The following is a 17,031-nucleotide window of genomic DNA, read 5'->3' as shown; positions in this document are numbered from 1 at the left end:
TCCTATATTTTCATCATCATTTCTCCCTAGTCTATAATTAGCCAAAACGACGGAAGCAACTTTCTTTTTTTATCAATCCCTAAAAATGAGCTGAAGCAACTTGTTCCACCGCCATGTACCATCACATGATTGCTTTTCTTTAAAAGCAACCATCCAAGACCCATATCAAACTTCTTTGTTCCATTTCCGTGTTTTTTATGACAAAGAGATAAATATGGTTTATCTTCGTACATATTTATTTTTGCGTATTTAAGTAAATCGTCAGCCGTTGAGCATACTGCCCCCGCAGGTGATATAAAGTTCTCTTTATCCCACTGCCAGTTGCCGCAATCATTATTTTTGCGATTATACCCCTTTAAATTATTATTTGAAGTGCCTAAACAAGTATCCTTTAGTCCAAGCTCATTATGAAAAAACTCATTCATAGTATCCCAATATCCCCCTGCCCGATACAATTCCCAACACATATCCAATAAGTGAGATTCCGAAATTGGAATATTTCCATGAATAATCTACTTCTTTCAATTTATTTCTTTCGATTAGCATCTTCATTTTGTTAAAATCCATATACAACGGATTATTCTTATCCAAATCACTTCCGCCAAAAATCAAGCCTAAAAGTATTTTAAAATATTCCCGTTTATTTAAAGGTAAGCTGGCTGAATATCCGGAAGAGTGAGTAGCAAGACTGAGCAATGCAGGATAATACGTGTTTTCTTTAAGTTCTTCTATGTATTTTTGGATGGGATCATTTATTGACAACTTTTTTTCAGATACATATTTTGATAGCAAGGATACAGTAAAAGTCTTCGTAATAGAACCAATTTCATAATGATATTTTTTTGACGAATCAATTTCACCGCTTTCATTATAAATTTTTATAACAGACTGATTGTCCGTTAAGTAGCCAACGGTTAATTTCAAATGCTTTTTTCCTTTACAGGTCTTGTTAATTAATCGTAATGTTTCATCGCTGATTTCAAACATAATGATTACTCTCCCTTATCCTTTATTTTGAAAATCGTTAAAAGGATTGATCGATATGCTTTAAGATAGATTAGCTTATCGTATTTATTTTTATATGTTCTTTCTTATATTATTAATTGCTTGAACTCTGCGACTTTCAAGCTCCCTTATCACTCTCAACTGTAATTCATTGTTATCTTCATCCATTACTAGTAAGGCTGTCTCTCTCTCATAAGAACATACATTTCTACTTAGCTGTGTAAAATTAGTAGTTTATGGACCATGTTTTAGATATCGAAATGGGTATTGAAGAATAAAAACCAACAAAAGAAGCAACGTGATCTTCAGAGTCATTGAAAATCAAGTTGCTCCTTTGTTAAGTCAATCATTAATATTTTTAATTATAAATATGATTTATCTATATTTTACTAATAATAAACTATCTTTTATAGTTAAAGTACATATTTCATGTGTGAAGCTGCGCTTGATAAGAATCGATATTGGAGATGAAATGTATGATAAATATGAATAAAGCCCAAAAGCAGACTCTATTCTCACGAACAAATGCCCAGAGATCATCTTATGTTTCTTTATGGGCTGGAGGAATTGCTTTTACTTTTCTATTTGCTTTACTTGCTTATGGATTAGCAAAAGTCCCAGGATTTGATCATATTGGTCCACTAGCCTGTTCAATTATAATAGCAGTAATCTATCGTCAAATTTGGGGATACCCCGAAAAAATAAGATCTGGAATTGAATTTTCTTCTAAAAAGCTGTTGCGCTATGCGATTATTTTATATGGACTAAAGCTTAATATTGATGTTGTCATTCATCAAGGGTTAGGATTGTTACTTCGCGATATGGGAACGGCTGTATTTGCGATTGTTTTAACAATTTTTCTAGCCAAATGGATGAAGGCTGATAGTGGTTTATCCCTTCTTTTAGGGATAGGAACAGGAATATGCGGTGCGGCAGCTATTGCAGCTGTTTCTCCAATTATAAAAGCAAAAGAAGAAGATACAGCCATCGGAGCAGGTATTATTGCTTTATTGGGAACCCTATTTGCCATTGGATATACGATTTTAAGACCCTATATACATTTAACAAATATTCAATATGGAATTTGGTCAGGCGTAGGCCTCCATGAAATTGCCCATGTAGCTCTAGCTGCAGCACCGGCTGGGCGCGATGCCTTAGCTATTGGCCTGTTGGCTAAGTTAGGTAGAGTGCTTTTACTTGTGCCATTAAGCTTTATCTTAATGTATTGGATGAAGCGAACAGGAAAAACTGAAGCTGATACAAAGATTGAATTCCCTTGGTTTTTAATAGGTTTTATAATCATGAGTATCTTTGGAAGTTATGTCGTAGGCGAACACCTCGTACTACCCAAAACGATTATGGATGATATTTCAACCCTAACAACCTTTTTTTTAACAATGGCTATGGTCGGTTTAGGATTAAATGTAAGTATAAAAACTCTTCGAACAAAAGCATTAAAGCCGTTGATTGCGATGTTTATTACCTCTATACTCTTATCATTCTTTACATTTTTGACGATGTAAAGAATGATAAATAGCTATTAAACACCCTCAGTTTCATTTTTTCAATAGTGAATCTGGGGGCGTTGTGGTATTGTTGAGAAATCACTTCCATGTGAAAGTATTACAATTGAAAAAAATGTTCATCAGAAAAAGATGGTTGCGCAACAGCTCATAACACCGCTCTTTTGTAAGTTTTACAAGAGAAGCCGTATATTCTAAGCCCTCGGCTACATCCCCCTTAAATTTTAATGATGCTTCTTTGGATAATGGTAGTGATGTAAGATGCACTGTGTTTGTATATACTAGAGGTTGTACCACTGAGCTTGATTTTTCAAGAGCATAAGGTGCATGAAAAGCCAAAGCGTATTCTCATCGAATACAGTAAAGTAGAGCCTCATGTAGAAAATACATTGACTCCTTTGAATGAGTCGTGGTATAAACACAATAGGAAAGTTTAGCGCTTAAAAGCGTAAAAGCGATAAAGTTTTAAATAATACTAATATGAATCACAGGAGGAAATCACTACCATGGAATATAACAACAAAATTATAGACTGTACCATTCGTGATGGAGGTTTAGTTAACAATTGGGATTTTAGCGTTGAATTTGTTCAAGACTTATATAACGGCCTAAACGCAGCCGGTGTTGAATATATGGAGATTGGTTATAAAAATTCCCCTAAGCTTCTTCAAGCGACTGAGCCCAATCCATGGAGATTTCTTGACGATAATTTTCTCAAAGAAATTATTCCTGAGAAAAAATTCACGAAGCTATCTGCTTTAGTAGATATTGGGCGTGTAGATCCGAATGACATCCTACCGCGTGAGCAAAGTATGTTAGATATGATTCGGGTGGCATGCTATGTCCGCGAAGTAGATAAAGGCTTAGAGCTCATAAAAATGTTTCACGACTTAGGTTATGAGACTTCACTTAACATTATGGCGCTATCTAGCGTACCTGAAAATCAGCTTATTGAAGCATTTGAAATGGTAAAGAAAAGCCCTGTAGATGTTGTATATATCGTTGACTCCTTTGGAAGCCTAGATCCTGCGGATATTGAGCATCAAGTGAAAAAGTTCCAAGCAATGATTCCTAGCAAACAGCTTGGGATCCATACGCATAACAACATGCAGTTAGCTTTTGCTAATACATTAACTGCGATGCGCAGTGGCGTTACATTTCTTGATTCATCTGTTTATGGTATGGGCCGTGCAGCTGGTAACTGTAACACAGAACTACTTGTTAGCTACATACCAAAACCAAGCTATGAGATGAAGCCAATTCTTGGAGTAATTGAAAACCATATGCTTGAAATGCGTCAAAAGTGGGAATGGGGCTATATCATTCCTTACATGATTTCTGGTGTACTGAACGAACACCCACGTGTTGCTATGGCTTACCGTGATAGCGAGGATCGTGACCAATTCGTAAACTTTTACGACAAAGTAACGTCTCCAGAAGTTAACACGTCTCCAGCATCAAAATAGGTTAAAATACTAAAAGTACCTCCATTAACGGGGGTACTTTTAATATTTTATGTGTAAAAAGCCATGTATAGATGTACATAAACTTTGATACTTGAAGACATAAAATCAGACCGTCTATTGACAGTCCTTCAACTAAAGAATCCTTTTATTAAAAAATTGTTCTAGTACCTTTAATTTCTCACTAATGCTTTCGTTAGCTTAAAGGGAAGTCTGGTAAATTTATTGTACCTCCTGCTCTACTACGCTCTCTTTCTGCATAACAGGTTCAAAAAAAGGTGTAATATGTAATATGGTAACTTTCCACTGATTTTTCATAGTGACTCTTTCTCCCTTGTTATTTGTCGGTATCAGTCATTTTTCAACCTTTTATGTACTCACAAATAGCAAATCTCCCTATTACACTTAAAACAAAAATAATAACGTTAACAAACATATCTAGTAAATTGTTTAAAGGTAAGTATGCCATAAGTAAAAGGGAAGGAATAAATAATACACATTCCTACATCACCATGTCTTTCAATAGCATTTTTGCATTTAATACATTATTCAATTTTATTCCTCTTCTTTCTAGTGTTATTTTACCATATTTTTCATAATTCCTAACTATAATCTTTGCTATGCTAATTAAGGGAAATCTGGTGTAAACCTTGAAATTAGTGCACCAGAGTTATAAAGAATAATAGCTTATTACTAATAAATGAAGATACGCTCTTATAGGAACAGGCTGTAAAAGAGGAGAATAAATCAGTTTCTGAAACATTATTTATGTATATAAACCGGTGTTCCAATGGGCACTGCAGAAGAAAGTTCTAAAATATCTTCATTGTTCATTCTTACACATCCATGCGACATATCTCTGCCAATAGAAGCGGGATCATTAGTGCCATGTATTCCATATGTGGGTTTTGACAGTCCCATCCATAAGGGGCCAAATACAGATGGAGGAGTAGTATCTTTATTAATGATTTTAAACTTTCCAGTCGGAGTTGGAGTAATCATTTTCCCCACAGCAATAGGATATGTTTTTACTAATTTAGCCCCATCATACAGTTTTAATTGATGCCGCTTTATTGAGACATCTATCCTTTTTGCCATAGTAGTACCTCCAACCTTTTATGATTTAATTTACTATGAATAGATACTGAACAACTACTGAGTGAAAGGTGTCTAAATTAATCTATAATAACTAATTATATTTATACCGTTCTAATAGTGAAAAATTTCCTTAAAAGCCACGGTCCCGGCGTAAATCCAAGTGTTAATTGCCAAGCTCCTATTGCTTGCAAACCGAATTTACGAACTAACACCATTTTTTCACTCATGCTTCTGACATCTTCAAACCATACTTCCTGCATCTGTCCCGCTTGATCTCTATACCGAAAAAATGGCGATTTGTATTCCTTTGAATATTGAATAGGAGACTGATATCTCATCGCTGTTTTAACTGCATTTTGATTGGATATAGCGGATGCTACTGTGCCAGGCTTGTGAGGGATCGACCAGTTGTATCCATATAAAGGAACGCCAATGATGAGTTTTCTTCGTGGAACACTTCTTATCGCAAATTCTATTGTTCTTTTTACTTCAGTAATAGGTGCAACGGGCCCTGGTTCGCTACCTGCATGATGCCAATCATATGCCATAATGAACATATAGTTAACAACCGCACCTATCCCCCCGTAATCATATCCTTTTAACCAAGGAATATCTTCGCTTGTCTTGGCTGGAACCGCTATTGTCAGCACGTAGCCTGCGGGTTTTAAACGTTCACTCAGCTGACGTAAAAATCCTGTAAAAAGATCCCTATCCTCGGCTTTTACACGTTCAAAATCAATATTCACCCCGCCGTATCCTTTTCTAGATACTAAATAAAAGATATTATTAATAAGATTGTTTCTTGCCTGAGGACTATTTAAAACTTGATGAGCAAGATCAGAACTAAACCCCTCAGAAGTTAGATTAGTAATCGTAACTAACGGTGTAACTCGGTTTTTCCAAGTCGTTTCAATCGCCACTAAATCGTTTAAATTATTCATAATATCTCCATTGCTTCCAACATGATATTCAAAGATAGCAATAGAAGAGGAATAAGTTGCAAAATCACTAATTAAACTGCGATCTAATTCTGGATTTCGAACAGCATAATACTGTAGTGTGCCTGCAATGTAGTTTGATATATTAGGAATTCTTATTTTCATCCCGACCTGCAAATAATTATAATTGACTGAAGGGTTAGCCCTCTTCAATTGCTCTAAGGATACATAAGCTTTTTTAGCAATACTGCTCATCGTATCACCGGGTTGTACTGAGTATACATAAAGAGCTATAAGTAAAGCTTGACCTGGAACAATATTCGTTTCTTCTAACCCATTCACACTCCTAAGCTGCGCAATAGAATAACCATATCTACTGCTTATTGAAGACAACGTATCACCAGGTTGAACTATATGAACAAACATGCTTTCTCCTCCTATGTACTCTTTATCAACTTATGTTTTATTTCGTGACAAGTTTAAAGAAGCCATTCAATAAATGTATATGATTATTGTTTGTTTATATAACTGAGTTAAGTGATGGTGAGTGTCCGTACATACTCCATTCCCTCCATTGCTCCCCTAAAGCTTTTGATGAACTACGAATAGAAGTGTTTCAGAAACCATGGTTTTTGAGACGTTTCCATCACTGATTAATTCCGGCCTAAATAAGGCCTTATTTTTGTTCCAAAACTTGTATCGAAATCTATGTATCATAAACAGAGGTTTTGGATGTATTAAAAAAAAGACGGTTGTTTGTAGAATAGGATCATATGCATAAATAAAAAGAGCAAACTCCCTATCATTAGAGTTTGCTCCTTCCATTTAATGCTTAGATGAAATTGTTTGTATACCTCACCGAAGGTTATTCTCTACTTCTAGATTCTTAAGTTCTTTTATCAAATGAGCTTAGGCACCTTGGGCGAGTGTCTATTTAGTTCCTCGAAGCTTGTTGGTTCCTTAAAAGGATTAGTACTTGTTTCTTCTTTCTCTTTTAATACTTGAATCAGTTCTGATCCCTTCTCTCCATCAATTTCCCCATCTTGAACCGTCGTTAGCACTCTTGTAATTTCCTCTTTCATGATAGCTTCCTCCCTATTACTCTTTTAAGAGCTTAATGGCTTCTTCTGGCGTGATTTCGCCATTTTCTAACATGGTGTAGTATCTCTTCTTTAATTATTTTATCTTGACAGCATTCTAAAGGCGTGATTATATATATTTGTTAACTAAATAATTATTAAAGTTAACAAATATTGTTTTTCGGTGGTGAAAGTGTATTGTATTGGGAAGAAGACATTAAGGGAGAACTTGCCTATTTAGATGAAATTTTTCAAAAACGGCACCTTGTTACTACAGAATTTGCTGAACAGCCATGGCTTACAGTCAATGGACATAAGATGTTAAACCTTGCCTCTAATAACTATTTAGGCTACGCAGGAGATAAAGGGCTGAAGAAAACAATGTGTGATGCTGTGATGACGTACGGAGTAGGAGCAACAGCTTCACGCTTAATAGTAGGAAATCACTCACTTTATGAGAAAGCAGAAAGAGCACTTGTCAATTGGAAGAAAGCTGAAGCAGGACTTATTATCAATAGTGGGTATAATGCAAACCTAGGAATCATCTCTGCCTTGGTTCCTCGTAATGGCTTCATCTTCAGCGATAAGTTAAATCATGCAAGTATCATTGATGGAGCCCTACTAAGTCGTGCAAAACTGCAACGCTATCGCCATAACGATGTGAATCACCTAGAAAATTTATTAAAAAAAGTGCCATTTGAATCACGGAAATTAATTGTAACGGATACTATTTTCAGCATGGATGGCGATTTCGCTAAACTCGAGGAGCTTGTTAAATTAAAAGAGCAATATAACGCACTATTAATGGTTGATGAAGCTCATGCAAGTGGTGTATACGGAAAAAATGGTGAAGGATACGCGCATTTTCTTGACCTGCAAGATAAAATTGATATTCAAATGGGAACGTTTAGTAAAGCGCTAGGCTCATTTGGAGCTTATGTTATTGGAAAACAGTGGCTGATAGATTATTTGAAAAATAGAATGCGGGGGCTCATTTATTCAACTGCACTTCCCCCTGCTATTCTTGGTGCAATAAAGGCTGCGATTGAAAAGGTGCAACAAGATACAGAGCGCCGCTTACTTCTTCAACAAAATGCACTATTTTTTAGGAAGGCACTTACATACGAAGGATTTGACACATGCAAAAGTCAATCTCAAATCATCCCCATTGTGACGGGAGAAAACAAAAGAACAATTCAGTTTGCAGAGCGTTTACAGAAAGAAGGAATTGCTGCTATTGCAGTTAGGCCCCCTACTGTTCCTGAAAACAAAGCAAGAATTCGTTTTACTGTAACTGCAGACCATACTCGAGAAGATTTAGATTGGGCCATAAAGAAAGTTTCTCTAATTGGAAAAGAAATGAGTGTGATTCAATGAAACAGTCCACCATTATAATATTTCCCGGATGGGGAATGGAAAAAGCAGCGTTTCACCCAATAATAAAATCATTGTCTACTATATGTAACGTTTTGTGTATAGACTGGAGAGGTGTAAAAAAACTAAGTGACTTTAAGGAACGAGCAATCCAAATGCTTACTTCTACCCAAGGTACTGTTTATTTAATTGGTTGGTCATTAGGTTCCCTTATAACGCTTGAACTTGCAAGTTTGTACCCTAAAAAGGTAGACGGACTCATATTAATTGGTGGAACTAGTCGCTTTACAAACGACGTGCATAATATATTTGGATGGGAGCAACGTATCGTTGAACGTATGAAAAAACAACTACAACGCAATAAGGAAAAAACACTTACTGCATTTTATAACGCTATGTTCACTAAATCTGAAAAAGAAGAAGAGTTTCATCACCAATTTATTGAAGTTGCTCAGCGTGATTATCAAGGAGACAGTACGTACTCCCTCCTTAAAGGGCTGGATTATTTACTCCAAAAAGATGTTAGAATGCACCTCAATCAAATTCAAACTCCTTGTTTGTTAATACATGGAAGAGATGATCAAATATGTTTACCTGAGTCTTCTTCTTTCATAGCTGAAAGGATTGGGGGAAAAGCGCAGCTGCGTATCCTAGAAAAAGCTGGCCATATTCCTTTTTTTACGAAGCCCCAGCAATGTACGCAACTTATAGAGAAATTTCTCGAAAAGGAGCTCATTTATGATTAATAAGCAACTCTTAAAAAAAAGGTTCAATAATCATGCTAAAACTTATGATGCTTATGCGGATGTACAAAAAAGTATGGCAAACCAATTAATAGATCAACTTTCCACCAATTTCTTCGACCAAGAAATAACTATTCTTGAAATTGGCTGCGGTACGGGTTATTTAACACAATTATTATGCAAAAAATTTCCTAAGGCTATCATTACAGCAGTTGATTTGTCATCAGGAATGATTGAGTTAGCAAAGAAAAAAGTAATGGAAGATCGAGTTTCTTTTATATGCGGAGATATCGAGGAAATAAGTATAGAAAGACATTATGACCTTATTATTTCTAATGCAACATTTCAGTGGTTTAATAGTCTTCATACGACAATAAAAAAATTGTATAAACAACTTAAGCCTAAAGGCAACCTGCTATTTTCAACCTTTGGAAATCTTACATTTCAAGAGCTTCATACATGCTATAGTCATGCGAAACAAAAGCTTGGTCTTTCCAGTAACAGTTCACCCGGACAATCGTTTTTTTCTCTTGAAGAGTTGTCTCAAATTTGTGAACAAGTATTAGTTCCATCGAGAGAGCATCCGTTTAAACTATCAAAAATAGAGCAACTAGAGGTTCAATACTTTCGGACGGTTCAGGCATTTTTTACATCAATTAAAAGAATTGGAGCAAGTAACAGTAATGAGGAAAGCTACTGTCAACGCCCTTCTTTTTTTCGTGAATTAATCAATTTATATGAAAATAATTATTCTGATGAGAATGGAGTAAAAGTAACTTATCATTGCTTAATATTTAATGTTATAAAAACGAACCAATAGCTAATCCTGCCCTGGTTATTCTCTAGAAGTAATCGATTGCAATTAAATAAAAAAATTTAATACAAGAAAGTTATGATGGAAGTGTATATATACCAGATTACAATCAGCAATTATGGAACATACCAGCTCTACATCAGACCTTTATTGATATTGAACTAGCAAGGTTTATCATGAAAACTGAGAAATGTAAAGTATAGCAAATTCCCTCAGGATTTACGTTGTGGAAACAATACCTTTTTCAGTAATGTGCTCCTCTTCTATTTTATGCGTAAATTTAAGAAAATAACATATACTATAAGCAATCCGCCGTTCCCTTTGCAGGTGAATGGTCTCTCCTTTCAATGAAGAAGGTTTTCTAAAAGCACCCTCTATGGGTGTTTTTTATTTTTAAATGTATAATTTTGGAGGGTTTACACAATATTTATAAAGGGAAAGTGCCACTTTACCTTCCCCGATGTTTCATATTTTTGCCCTAGGTGTTACTTCAAAAAGGGAAGGAGAATGATAAGTGTGGAAGAATTGAGACGGTATGTTGATGTTGTTAAGAAAAATATTGAAACAATGAAAGCTCCTGATTACGAAGGGAAAGAGAAGGATTTAGAAAACCAGCAAGAGGAACTAGAGCAGTATGAGCGATACCTCAAAGCAGAAAGTATCTCACCTGAAGGTTTTGATGGAATTGTGGATGCTGCTGTAGGTTATGCATCTAAAGATATCTCTTTTTCAGAACTAGAAGAAGTGTATAATCAATTAACTAAATAGTACTTTGATAATAGATGCCTGTTGAATTACATGGAATACGTATAACTACGAAAAATGAGCACATACTGTACCTAATCAGCTTGCTCCCTTTGCTGACGAATCGTTTCTCCTTTAACATGTTAAGTTTACAAAAAACACCTGTCTCCACGGGTGTTTTTTGTTTTGAGAAAATATATTAATTTGTATACAAACTAAGTTTTATTTTACTTCTAGGAGGGGAATAAAATAGTAAATTAAATCTGAGAGGATGAGGGATTTATGATAGAGATGAAGGTAAAGAACCTTCAAGGGTCAGAACCTAAATTTAGAAAGGCTGAATCAGAATACTTAAATAAGGCAATAGAAGAATATTTCGCTCGTCGTACATATCATAATGCACCAGTAGTTGATGCACTTCGATATGTACTAACAATTGATAATAAAAGGGAACGTTTAGAAAGTGCCATTGAACTTTTTGGGGATAATATCAAAGAAGTAAATAACCAAGATATTATAAACTATTTAAATCAATGTAGATGTTATAAGGAAATAAGAGATATAGTCTAAATTTGATGCTATCTTATAAAAAAACTTATTGTTCATAAATAACCAAAAGGAGATTGGAGATATGGACTATAAACAAAAGGATTATTATATTAGTGCAAAAGAAAATGAATATTATAAGGTACTAAATGTAGTGGATTATATGTTAGAGGAAGCAAAAAGCAACAATAAATATCCTATATGGGGTGAAAAGCTAAGAACTGAGTTAAAAGAAAGTGCTGGCAATAATCTTACTCCATGGCATTTTAATATGATAATATCCACACTTTTAGATTATGTACCTGATGAAGTAAAGAATAAATCTAATGCTAAGTCACTCTGAGTGGGTGGCTTTTTATTATGTGTACAATATGTAAGTTGAAATATATGGTGAATAGCAAAAACAACGGTGGAATAGTAATATGAGTGATATTGAGATTATGGGTTCGAATCAATAATTTGGACACATCCTCTCAAAAATAAGTGTAAGAACTTAATTACATGGTATCTATAAAACTATACTAACTCCAGCCTTACATTTTTATTCGTATTTTTTCTTATATTAAGTAATTTTGCTAGGGATTAATTATAGATAGTGATGCTAAATGCACTAATTTCTATTTCCCTCTCTAATAAGAGCAGAGAATTTGCGGTTAAAGAAACACGTCATAGTAAGGTATATCAACTTATGAAATAAGGGCAAGCCAATAAAAATTGGCTTGCCTTTATTTATAGGAATAAGTACAAAAAAAGAGCTTTTTTATTACTGTCTACTTGACAGGAGTTACTCCACTCCTTCCTCATACCTTTTTTAAAACTAAAAAAGAAACTATTTATAAATAAAACCTGCTGCTTTTTTATTTATTAGGCCCAGCAGGAACTGAAATGTCCTCAAGAGCTTTCCCTGTTTCTTTATTTGAAGTATTACTTACTGCTAAATCTCCCAAAGAAACCATTCCGATCAGTTTTCCATCCTCTACAATAGGAAGTCTGCGTATTTGATGCTGAGACATGATGTCTGTAGCCTGCTCTACAGACATGTGTTTTGTACCGGTAATGACATCAGTAGTTATCATTTCAGATATTTGTGTATTCGCATTAAAATTATTAGCTAATCCATTGACAACTAAATCACGATCCGTTATTACTCCTATCAGCTTATCATCTTCACAAATTGGAATAACTCCTACATCTACATTCTTCATCATAGTAGCTACCTCACCACAAGAACTTTTAAGGTTACAGGTCTCAACATTTGAGGTCATCACTTCTGTTATATTCATAGCAAATCCTCCTTTATTTAATAATCGTCTTACTTCCTTTCATTCCCGTACATCATCTTCTAAAACGTAAACTTGAGTTTTAATACACAGCTTTAAATTTTAATGAGAAAAAACTGGGGAATAGATTAGGGAAATTCATGGCATTTTATTAGTTAGTAAAATTTTTTTTGAAAATGGATATAAATCATTTAACTATGAAGGAAGTTTATTTATGAAAAGTGTAAGAACAGTAAAAAACAGGGTGCAAATAAAAAGCACAACCGGTTGATCTCTAACAAATTTATGCTTTTTCTCTTCTCATAGCTATACTTTTACGAAAGGTTTATTTGAAATTATTTTTTCATTAAATTGAAATATTAAAATTATTATTTCAATTGTATAATTTAATAGTATAAAAACTACTAGGAAGGAATTAAACAACATGCTATGGTTTATATCTGCTTTAGGGACAGCGGTATGCTTCGGAGTAAATAATACTTTATTTAAATGGGGTGCCCTTCAACATTTATCTAAAGTATGTATTCAACTTTTCTTTTATTGGATTTCTTTTTTAATCCTCTTATTATTTACTCTTATTAAAGGGAATTTTGAATTTCACATTTTTACTATTTTAACAGGGGCACTAATCGGTATCTTAAATGCCAATGGCAATATCCAAATGTCGAAAGCCTTTGAGAAAGGACCTGCCAGTATTACCTCTACCATTATTGCGATGAATACAGTCATTGTTGTTCTAGCTACATCTTTATTATTTCCTCAATCCATTCCTTTAACAAATTGGATTGGTATTATCATTATTATACTGGCAGCTTGTATTATTCAGTATCAACCAAACAAAACGGCACAAGTAGAGTATAAATTATGGATTTTAAGCTGTTGTTTAGCTCTTCTATCTATTGGTACAGTGGGGGTTATTATGAAATTCAGCACGTATCAACACTTTAGTATGGGTGAAATGCTAGTTTCAATGTATGGCGGAGGAGCTGTCTATTTAAGCTTGTTAGCTCGGAAAGAACTTAAAAAATTAACTACACATAAAATCGAAATAAAGATAGGTGTACTAGTTGGTATATTAAGTACGATTGGTTACAGCTGTTATTTATTTGCCTTAAAGGAAGGTCCATCCAGTGTGGTTTATCCGATCATTAGTTTAAATTGTATTGTTGTTTTAATTGGGAGCTTGATTATTTTTAAAGAAAGGCTTAAGAAATATCAATTAATAGGAATTATTCTTACTCTATGCGGAGTCGTGTTAACTAAGATATAAGTTTTGGTACCAATATCGAAATGAGAACCAACATATAGTGAAATAAAAGCACTTCCCTTTGTATGGTGGGTGACTGAAGGTGTATATAGTATACATAGAAAAAAACAGAAAAACTCCCCCAATACTTTAAGGGAGTTTTTCTGTTTTTAGGAGTTAGCTAAGGAATGATTCATCCATCTTGAGTAGTTTACTCAAGTTATTGATAACTTATGTACTGAAAAGAAAATCCTACCTGATTTGCAAAAGGTAGGATTTTCTTTTCAGTACATATTAAGGGTGTAATTGCTTGTTACTTACATATCATTTAATATTTTTGTAGATATTTATTATAACCTATCACATCATTTTAAGATAGTAAAAAATGAAAACGGTTACTTGGTATTAAAATTAAAAGATTTATTTTTTATTTCATACTGATAAAATCCATTATATTAAGTAAATATAGATGAAATGTGAATACAATATAAATACTATTTAAACTATTGTTTGTTAAAATACATTAATAATTACTTCTTTTATGAAAGTGTGTTTTTTAAATTAATAATTTTAGAAACTGCCTGTTCAGCTGACAGAAGTGCACCTTCAAGATGTCCACCATACTGTGAATTTGTCTCTGTACCACCAAAAATAATTTTCTTTTCCCATCCCCCTACTTTTGGAGGTTCACTGTATATAGGGAAATCTCTAAGAGGGTTAAAGTCTTCATCAACAGCCGTTTCGGAATCTGTGGCCCAATCCTTGTACAGTACTGAACTTACATTTTTGGCAGACGGACCAAAGAGCCTAACTAATTGATCAATGACCAAATTTAATATTTTATCCTCGCCCAATTCTTACCGCATTCTCGCAGGTATTCCTAAAAAACCAAATAATGCACCAGATCCCACATCGGGAGAAGCGTCATGAATTTCTTGCAAAGGTCCAACCCAGCTGGATACGAATCCAGAGAGCCCTAGTTCCCTCCAAAAGGGCCGATCATAAATTGCAACGGCTTTAGCCTGTCCCGCCATCCACGTAGGTTTGTTTACAAAATCAAGGGGTATTGTATCAAGGGTTCGACAGAATAGACACAGGTGTATATAACTGGGAACAGTCCGCTAACAACTAAAATGTAAGTAGGTGTTTAACATGACAAGGTATACAAATGATTTAATTCAAAGTTATATAGACTCCCCAGAAAAGAAGAGTAAGCTATATAAACGTACATTATTTATCGTTGGCCTTTCACAAATCTTTGGAGGAGCCGGTCTTGCTGCAGGAATAACTGTAGGAGCGATCCTTGCTCAACAAATGCTTGGTACAGATGCAGTTTCAGGATTACCAACTGCTATGTTTACTTTAGGATCAGCGGGGGCTGCTTTAGCAGTTGGAAGGCTTTCGCAACGATATGGACGTCGCTTTGGTCTAGCAACAGGTTTTATAGTAGGTGGAATGGGAGCAATTGGAGTTATCTTTTCAGCCATTATAAATAGTATTTTTCTCTTATTTGCTTCTCTTCTTATTTATGGAGCAGGAACAGCAACTAATTTACAAGCTCGTTACGCAGGTACAGACTTAGCAAGCGCAAAACAACGGGCAACTGCAGTTAGTATGGCCATGGTTTTCACCACATTTGGAGCTGTTGCAGGCCCAAATTTAGTTAATGTAATGGGACAATTTGCGCTTTCAATTGGTGTTCCGGCACTTGCAGGACCTTTCATTTTAGCAGCAGCTGCATATATACTAGCTGGTCTTGTCTTTTTTATTATGCTTCGTCCAGATCCATTACTAATAGCAAGAGCAATAGAAGCAAATAAACAAGAACGTGACACTCAACAAAATTCAACAAATACTGAGCAGTCAACTAACAAAAAAGAGTGGCAGTTGGTGCAACAGTTATGGTACTTACTCAAATCGTAATGGTTGCTATCATGACCATAACACCTGTACATATGGGACATCATGGTCACAGTTTACGTGAAGTAGGAATTATCATTGGAGCTCACATAGGTTCAATGTATCTTCCATCGTTAGTTATAGGAATTCTAATTGATAAGATTGGCCGAACTGCTATGACGATTGCTTCTGGAGTCACTTTACTTTTAGCAGGTCTGGTAGCAGCTATAGCTCCAAGCAGTTCAATGAGTTTTCTAGTCTTTGCTCTTTCTTTACTTGGATTGGGATGGAACTTAGGGTTAATAAGTGGAACTGCACAAATTGTCGATGCTACGGAGCCATCAACACGTGCTAAGACTCAAGGTACTATAGACGTTTTGATTGCATTAGCAGGAGCTTCTGGTGGGGCTTTATCCGGAATGGTTGTAGCTCATTCAAGCTATGCGATTCTATCGTTAAGTGGAGGTATTTTATCTTTAATCTTAATTCCAGTTGTAATATGGGCACATGGAGGAAAAAAAGAGCGTACGCTTAACATAAATAAAGAATTTTAAATACAATATAAAATGAATGAATTAGTTTTTTTCCAATTAGATTAATGAAACATAAAAAATCTTAAAAGGTATGCGTATTAAAACACATGCCTTTTAAGTGAGCTTTCATAAAAAACCCCAAAGTATAAATATCGGATAATGAATATAGGGTTTGTCGAAAATTATTTTATCAAATAAATGCCGACCATTAAATATGGAAATACAATCAATTAAATGGATTTACTTAGATAATATTAGTGAATTAGATACAATTACATAATTAGAAAGGCGTGAACAATGACTATAAACTATACTTTTACGGAGGAGAGGGTTAATTTATAGAAAAATAAAAAGCACTTTGTTCATTGTTTTATGTTTTAGTATCGCCTTTGTCCTGATTAAGATCGTTATTGGATTTCTTCAGTATTTGATTTAATTCTCCTGTATCCCCTTTTGCATTGATGATTTCAAATATTTGATTTAACCCCTCGCTCGTTTGATCATCATGATCTCTCATCATCTAACCTCCTTATAAGATTACTACTATCATTTTCCACTTTATTAAGAATTATGTTTCTTATTGAATAATATCAAGGTAAAGTTCATTTCACTGTAACTCTTAACATAAGTTATTATGGTCATATTCAAGGTCTCATGAAGTAAACGTTCTTATTAAATATGACGATATACCGTATACAAAGTTAGTTTGCATAAAACATGTTACATGTAGCAAAAAAGCACAAACC

General features: G+C 34.5%; 17 protein-coding genes and 3 pseudogenes. 10 read left to right on the top strand and 10 right to left on the bottom strand.

The annotated features are described in order from the left end of the window. Positions 1-26: 26 nt before the first annotated feature. Both M3225_RS17965 and M3225_RS17960 read right to left on the bottom strand, forming a co-directional pair. Complete coding sequence (locus M3225_RS17965) at positions 27-425, bottom strand: hypothetical protein (RefSeq protein WP_251395861.1); 399 nt, start codon at positions 423-425, stop codon at positions 27-29. Next, entirely contained in the window at positions 418-987 is a 570-nt protein-coding gene (locus tag M3225_RS17960) for a serine hydrolase domain-containing protein (RefSeq protein WP_251395859.1), read from the bottom strand. The genes M3225_RS17965 and M3225_RS17960 overlap by 8 nt, the downstream gene beginning before the upstream one ends. Before the next feature lie 494 nt (positions 988-1,481). On the opposite strand from M3225_RS17960, the gene M3225_RS17955 reads away from it, so the two are divergent. Together M3225_RS17955 and M3225_RS17950 are read left to right on the top strand one after the other, a co-directional pair. Next, positions 1,482-2,528, top strand: coding sequence for a YeiH family protein (locus M3225_RS17955; RefSeq protein ID WP_251395857.1), 1,047 nt, complete (start codon positions 1,482-1,484; stop codon positions 2,526-2,528). 506 nt (positions 2,529-3,034) lie between these two features. Beyond that, the gene (locus tag M3225_RS17950; protein WP_251395855.1) at positions 3,035-3,994 is read left to right on the top strand and encodes an aldolase catalytic domain-containing protein; all 960 of its coding nucleotides are present in this window, start codon (positions 3,035-3,037) and stop codon (positions 3,992-3,994) included. A 358-nt stretch (positions 3,995-4,352) separates the two neighbouring features. Here M3225_RS17950 and M3225_RS29970 read toward each other — a convergent pair whose 3' ends face one another. From M3225_RS29970 to M3225_RS29965, 5 genes and pseudogenes are all read right to left on the bottom strand, one after another. Then, positions 4,353-4,478, bottom strand: a complete 126-nt coding sequence (locus tag M3225_RS29970) for a DUF6007 family protein (RefSeq protein WP_374109839.1) — start codon at positions 4,476-4,478, stop codon at positions 4,353-4,355. A 275-nt stretch (positions 4,479-4,753) separates the two neighbouring features. Further along, positions 4,754-5,089: a L,D-transpeptidase gene (locus M3225_RS17945; protein ID WP_251395853.1), complete on the bottom strand. Its 336-nt coding sequence runs from the start codon at positions 5,087-5,089 to the stop codon at positions 4,754-4,756. A gap of 101 nt (positions 5,090-5,190) precedes the next feature. Next, a complete protein-coding gene (locus M3225_RS17940) occupies positions 5,191-6,453 on the bottom strand; it encodes a glycoside hydrolase family 18 protein (RefSeq protein ID WP_251395851.1) in 1,263 nt (420 codons plus the stop codon). Between the two features lie 473 nt (positions 6,454-6,926). Then, positions 6,927-7,109 carry a hypothetical protein gene (locus tag M3225_RS17935; RefSeq protein WP_251395849.1) on the bottom strand — a complete coding sequence of 61 codons (183 nt, stop codon included), beginning with the start codon at positions 7,107-7,109 and terminating at the stop codon, positions 6,927-6,929. 16 nt (positions 7,110-7,125) lie between these two features. Then, positions 7,126-7,185, bottom strand: a pseudogene (locus tag M3225_RS29965) (SHOCT-like domain-containing protein); the annotation flags it as partial. A gap of 119 nt (positions 7,186-7,304) precedes the next feature. Here M3225_RS29965 and bioF point away from each other — a divergent pair. The 6 genes from bioF to M3225_RS17905 all read left to right on the top strand — a co-directional run bounded on the left by bioF (position 7,305) and on the right by M3225_RS17905 (position 11,670). Next, entirely contained in the window at positions 7,305-8,483 is a 1,179-nt protein-coding gene (gene bioF, locus M3225_RS17930; protein WP_251395847.1) for an 8-amino-7-oxononanoate synthase, read from the top strand. Continuing rightward, the gene (locus M3225_RS17925; RefSeq protein ID WP_251395845.1) at positions 8,480-9,226 is read left to right on the top strand and encodes an alpha/beta fold hydrolase; all 747 of its coding nucleotides are present in this window, start codon (positions 8,480-8,482) and stop codon (positions 9,224-9,226) included. The genes bioF and M3225_RS17925 overlap by 4 nt, the downstream gene beginning before the upstream one ends. Beyond that, positions 9,219-10,043: a malonyl-ACP O-methyltransferase BioC gene (bioC, locus tag M3225_RS17920; RefSeq protein ID WP_251395843.1), complete on the top strand. Its 825-nt coding sequence runs from the start codon at positions 9,219-9,221 to the stop codon at positions 10,041-10,043. The genes M3225_RS17925 and bioC overlap by 8 nt, the downstream gene beginning before the upstream one ends. Positions 10,044-10,553: 510 nt before the next feature. Continuing rightward, complete coding sequence (locus tag M3225_RS17915; RefSeq protein ID WP_251395841.1) at positions 10,554-10,805, top strand: YnfE family protein; 252 nt, start codon at positions 10,554-10,556, stop codon at positions 10,803-10,805. Between the two features lie 258 nt (positions 10,806-11,063). After that, entirely contained in the window at positions 11,064-11,351 is a 288-nt protein-coding gene (locus M3225_RS17910) for a hypothetical protein (protein WP_251395839.1), read from the top strand. A 61-nt stretch (positions 11,352-11,412) separates the two neighbouring features. Next, positions 11,413-11,670: a hypothetical protein gene (locus tag M3225_RS17905; protein ID WP_251395837.1), complete on the top strand. Its 258-nt coding sequence runs from the start codon at positions 11,413-11,415 to the stop codon at positions 11,668-11,670. 514 nt (positions 11,671-12,184) lie between these two features. On the opposite strand, the gene M3225_RS17900 is transcribed toward M3225_RS17905, so the two are convergent. After that, positions 12,185-12,610, bottom strand: a complete 426-nt coding sequence (locus tag M3225_RS17900; RefSeq protein WP_251395835.1) for a CBS domain-containing protein — start codon at positions 12,608-12,610, stop codon at positions 12,185-12,187. 421 nt (positions 12,611-13,031) lie between these two features. On the opposite strand from M3225_RS17900, the gene M3225_RS17895 reads away from it, so the two are divergent. Beyond that, positions 13,032-13,877: a DMT family transporter gene (locus M3225_RS17895; RefSeq protein WP_251395833.1), complete on the top strand. Its 846-nt coding sequence runs from the start codon at positions 13,032-13,034 to the stop codon at positions 13,875-13,877. Between the two features lie 515 nt (positions 13,878-14,392). On the opposite strand, the pseudogene M3225_RS17890 reads toward M3225_RS17895, so the two are convergent. Beyond that, positions 14,393-14,911: pseudogene (locus M3225_RS17890) on the bottom strand (FAD-dependent oxidoreductase); the annotation flags it as partial. A gap of 94 nt (positions 14,912-15,005) precedes the next feature. On the opposite strand from M3225_RS17890, the pseudogene M3225_RS17885 reads away from it, so the two are divergent. Continuing rightward, positions 15,006-16,306, top strand: a pseudogene (locus M3225_RS17885) (MFS transporter). A 349-nt stretch (positions 16,307-16,655) separates the two neighbouring features. Here the strand turns inward: M3225_RS17885 and M3225_RS17880 are convergent. Continuing rightward, complete coding sequence (locus M3225_RS17880; protein ID WP_251395831.1) at positions 16,656-16,802, bottom strand: hypothetical protein; 147 nt, start codon at positions 16,800-16,802, stop codon at positions 16,656-16,658. Between the last annotated feature and the right edge of the window lie 229 nt (positions 16,803-17,031).

The organism is Priestia aryabhattai (genome assembly GCF_023715685.1).
In the GTDB taxonomy this organism is placed as follows: Bacteria; Bacillota; Bacilli; order Bacillales; family Bacillaceae_H; genus Priestia; species Priestia aryabhattai_B.
Note: the sequence above shows the minus strand (reverse complement) of the source record. Positions and strands in the feature narration are given on the sequence as shown.

What these genes read in the sequence shown, in the direction of transcription:
- M3225_RS17945 (WP_251395853.1), bottom strand. Translation starts at nt 5,089, where the DNA reads ATGGCAAAAAGGATAGATGTCTCAATAAAGCGGCATCAATTAAAACTG.
- M3225_RS17940 (WP_251395851.1), bottom strand. Translation starts at nt 6,453, where the DNA reads ATGTTTGTTCATATAGTTCAACCTGGTGATACGTTGTCTTCAATAAGC.
- M3225_RS17905 (WP_251395837.1), top strand. Translation starts at nt 11,413, where the DNA reads ATGGACTATAAACAAAAGGATTATTATATTAGTGCAAAAGAAAATGAA.
- bioC (WP_251395843.1), top strand. Translation starts at nt 9,219, where the DNA reads ATGATTAATAAGCAACTCTTAAAAAAAAGGTTCAATAATCATGCTAAA.
- M3225_RS17880 (WP_251395831.1), bottom strand. Translation starts at nt 16,802, where the DNA reads ATGAGAGATCATGATGATCAAACGAGCGAGGGGTTAAATCAAATATTT.
- M3225_RS17925 (WP_251395845.1), top strand. Translation starts at nt 8,480, where the DNA reads ATGAAACAGTCCACCATTATAATATTTCCCGGATGGGGAATGGAAAAA.
- M3225_RS17900 (WP_251395835.1), bottom strand. Translation starts at nt 12,610, where the DNA reads ATGAATATAACAGAAGTGATGACCTCAAATGTTGAGACCTGTAACCTT.
- M3225_RS17935 (WP_251395849.1), bottom strand. Translation starts at nt 7,109, where the DNA reads ATGAAAGAGGAAATTACAAGAGTGCTAACGACGGTTCAAGATGGGGAA.
- M3225_RS17910 (WP_251395839.1), top strand. Translation starts at nt 11,064, where the DNA reads ATGATAGAGATGAAGGTAAAGAACCTTCAAGGGTCAGAACCTAAATTT.
- M3225_RS17960 (WP_251395859.1), bottom strand. Translation starts at nt 987, where the DNA reads ATGTTTGAAATCAGCGATGAAACATTACGATTAATTAACAAGACCTGT.
- M3225_RS17950 (WP_251395855.1), top strand. Translation starts at nt 3,035, where the DNA reads ATGGAATATAACAACAAAATTATAGACTGTACCATTCGTGATGGAGGT.
- M3225_RS17955 (WP_251395857.1), top strand. Translation starts at nt 1,482, where the DNA reads ATGATAAATATGAATAAAGCCCAAAAGCAGACTCTATTCTCACGAACA.
- M3225_RS17965 (WP_251395861.1), bottom strand. Translation starts at nt 425, where the DNA reads ATGAATGAGTTTTTTCATAATGAGCTTGGACTAAAGGATACTTGTTTA.
- M3225_RS17895 (WP_251395833.1), top strand. Translation starts at nt 13,032, where the DNA reads ATGCTATGGTTTATATCTGCTTTAGGGACAGCGGTATGCTTCGGAGTA.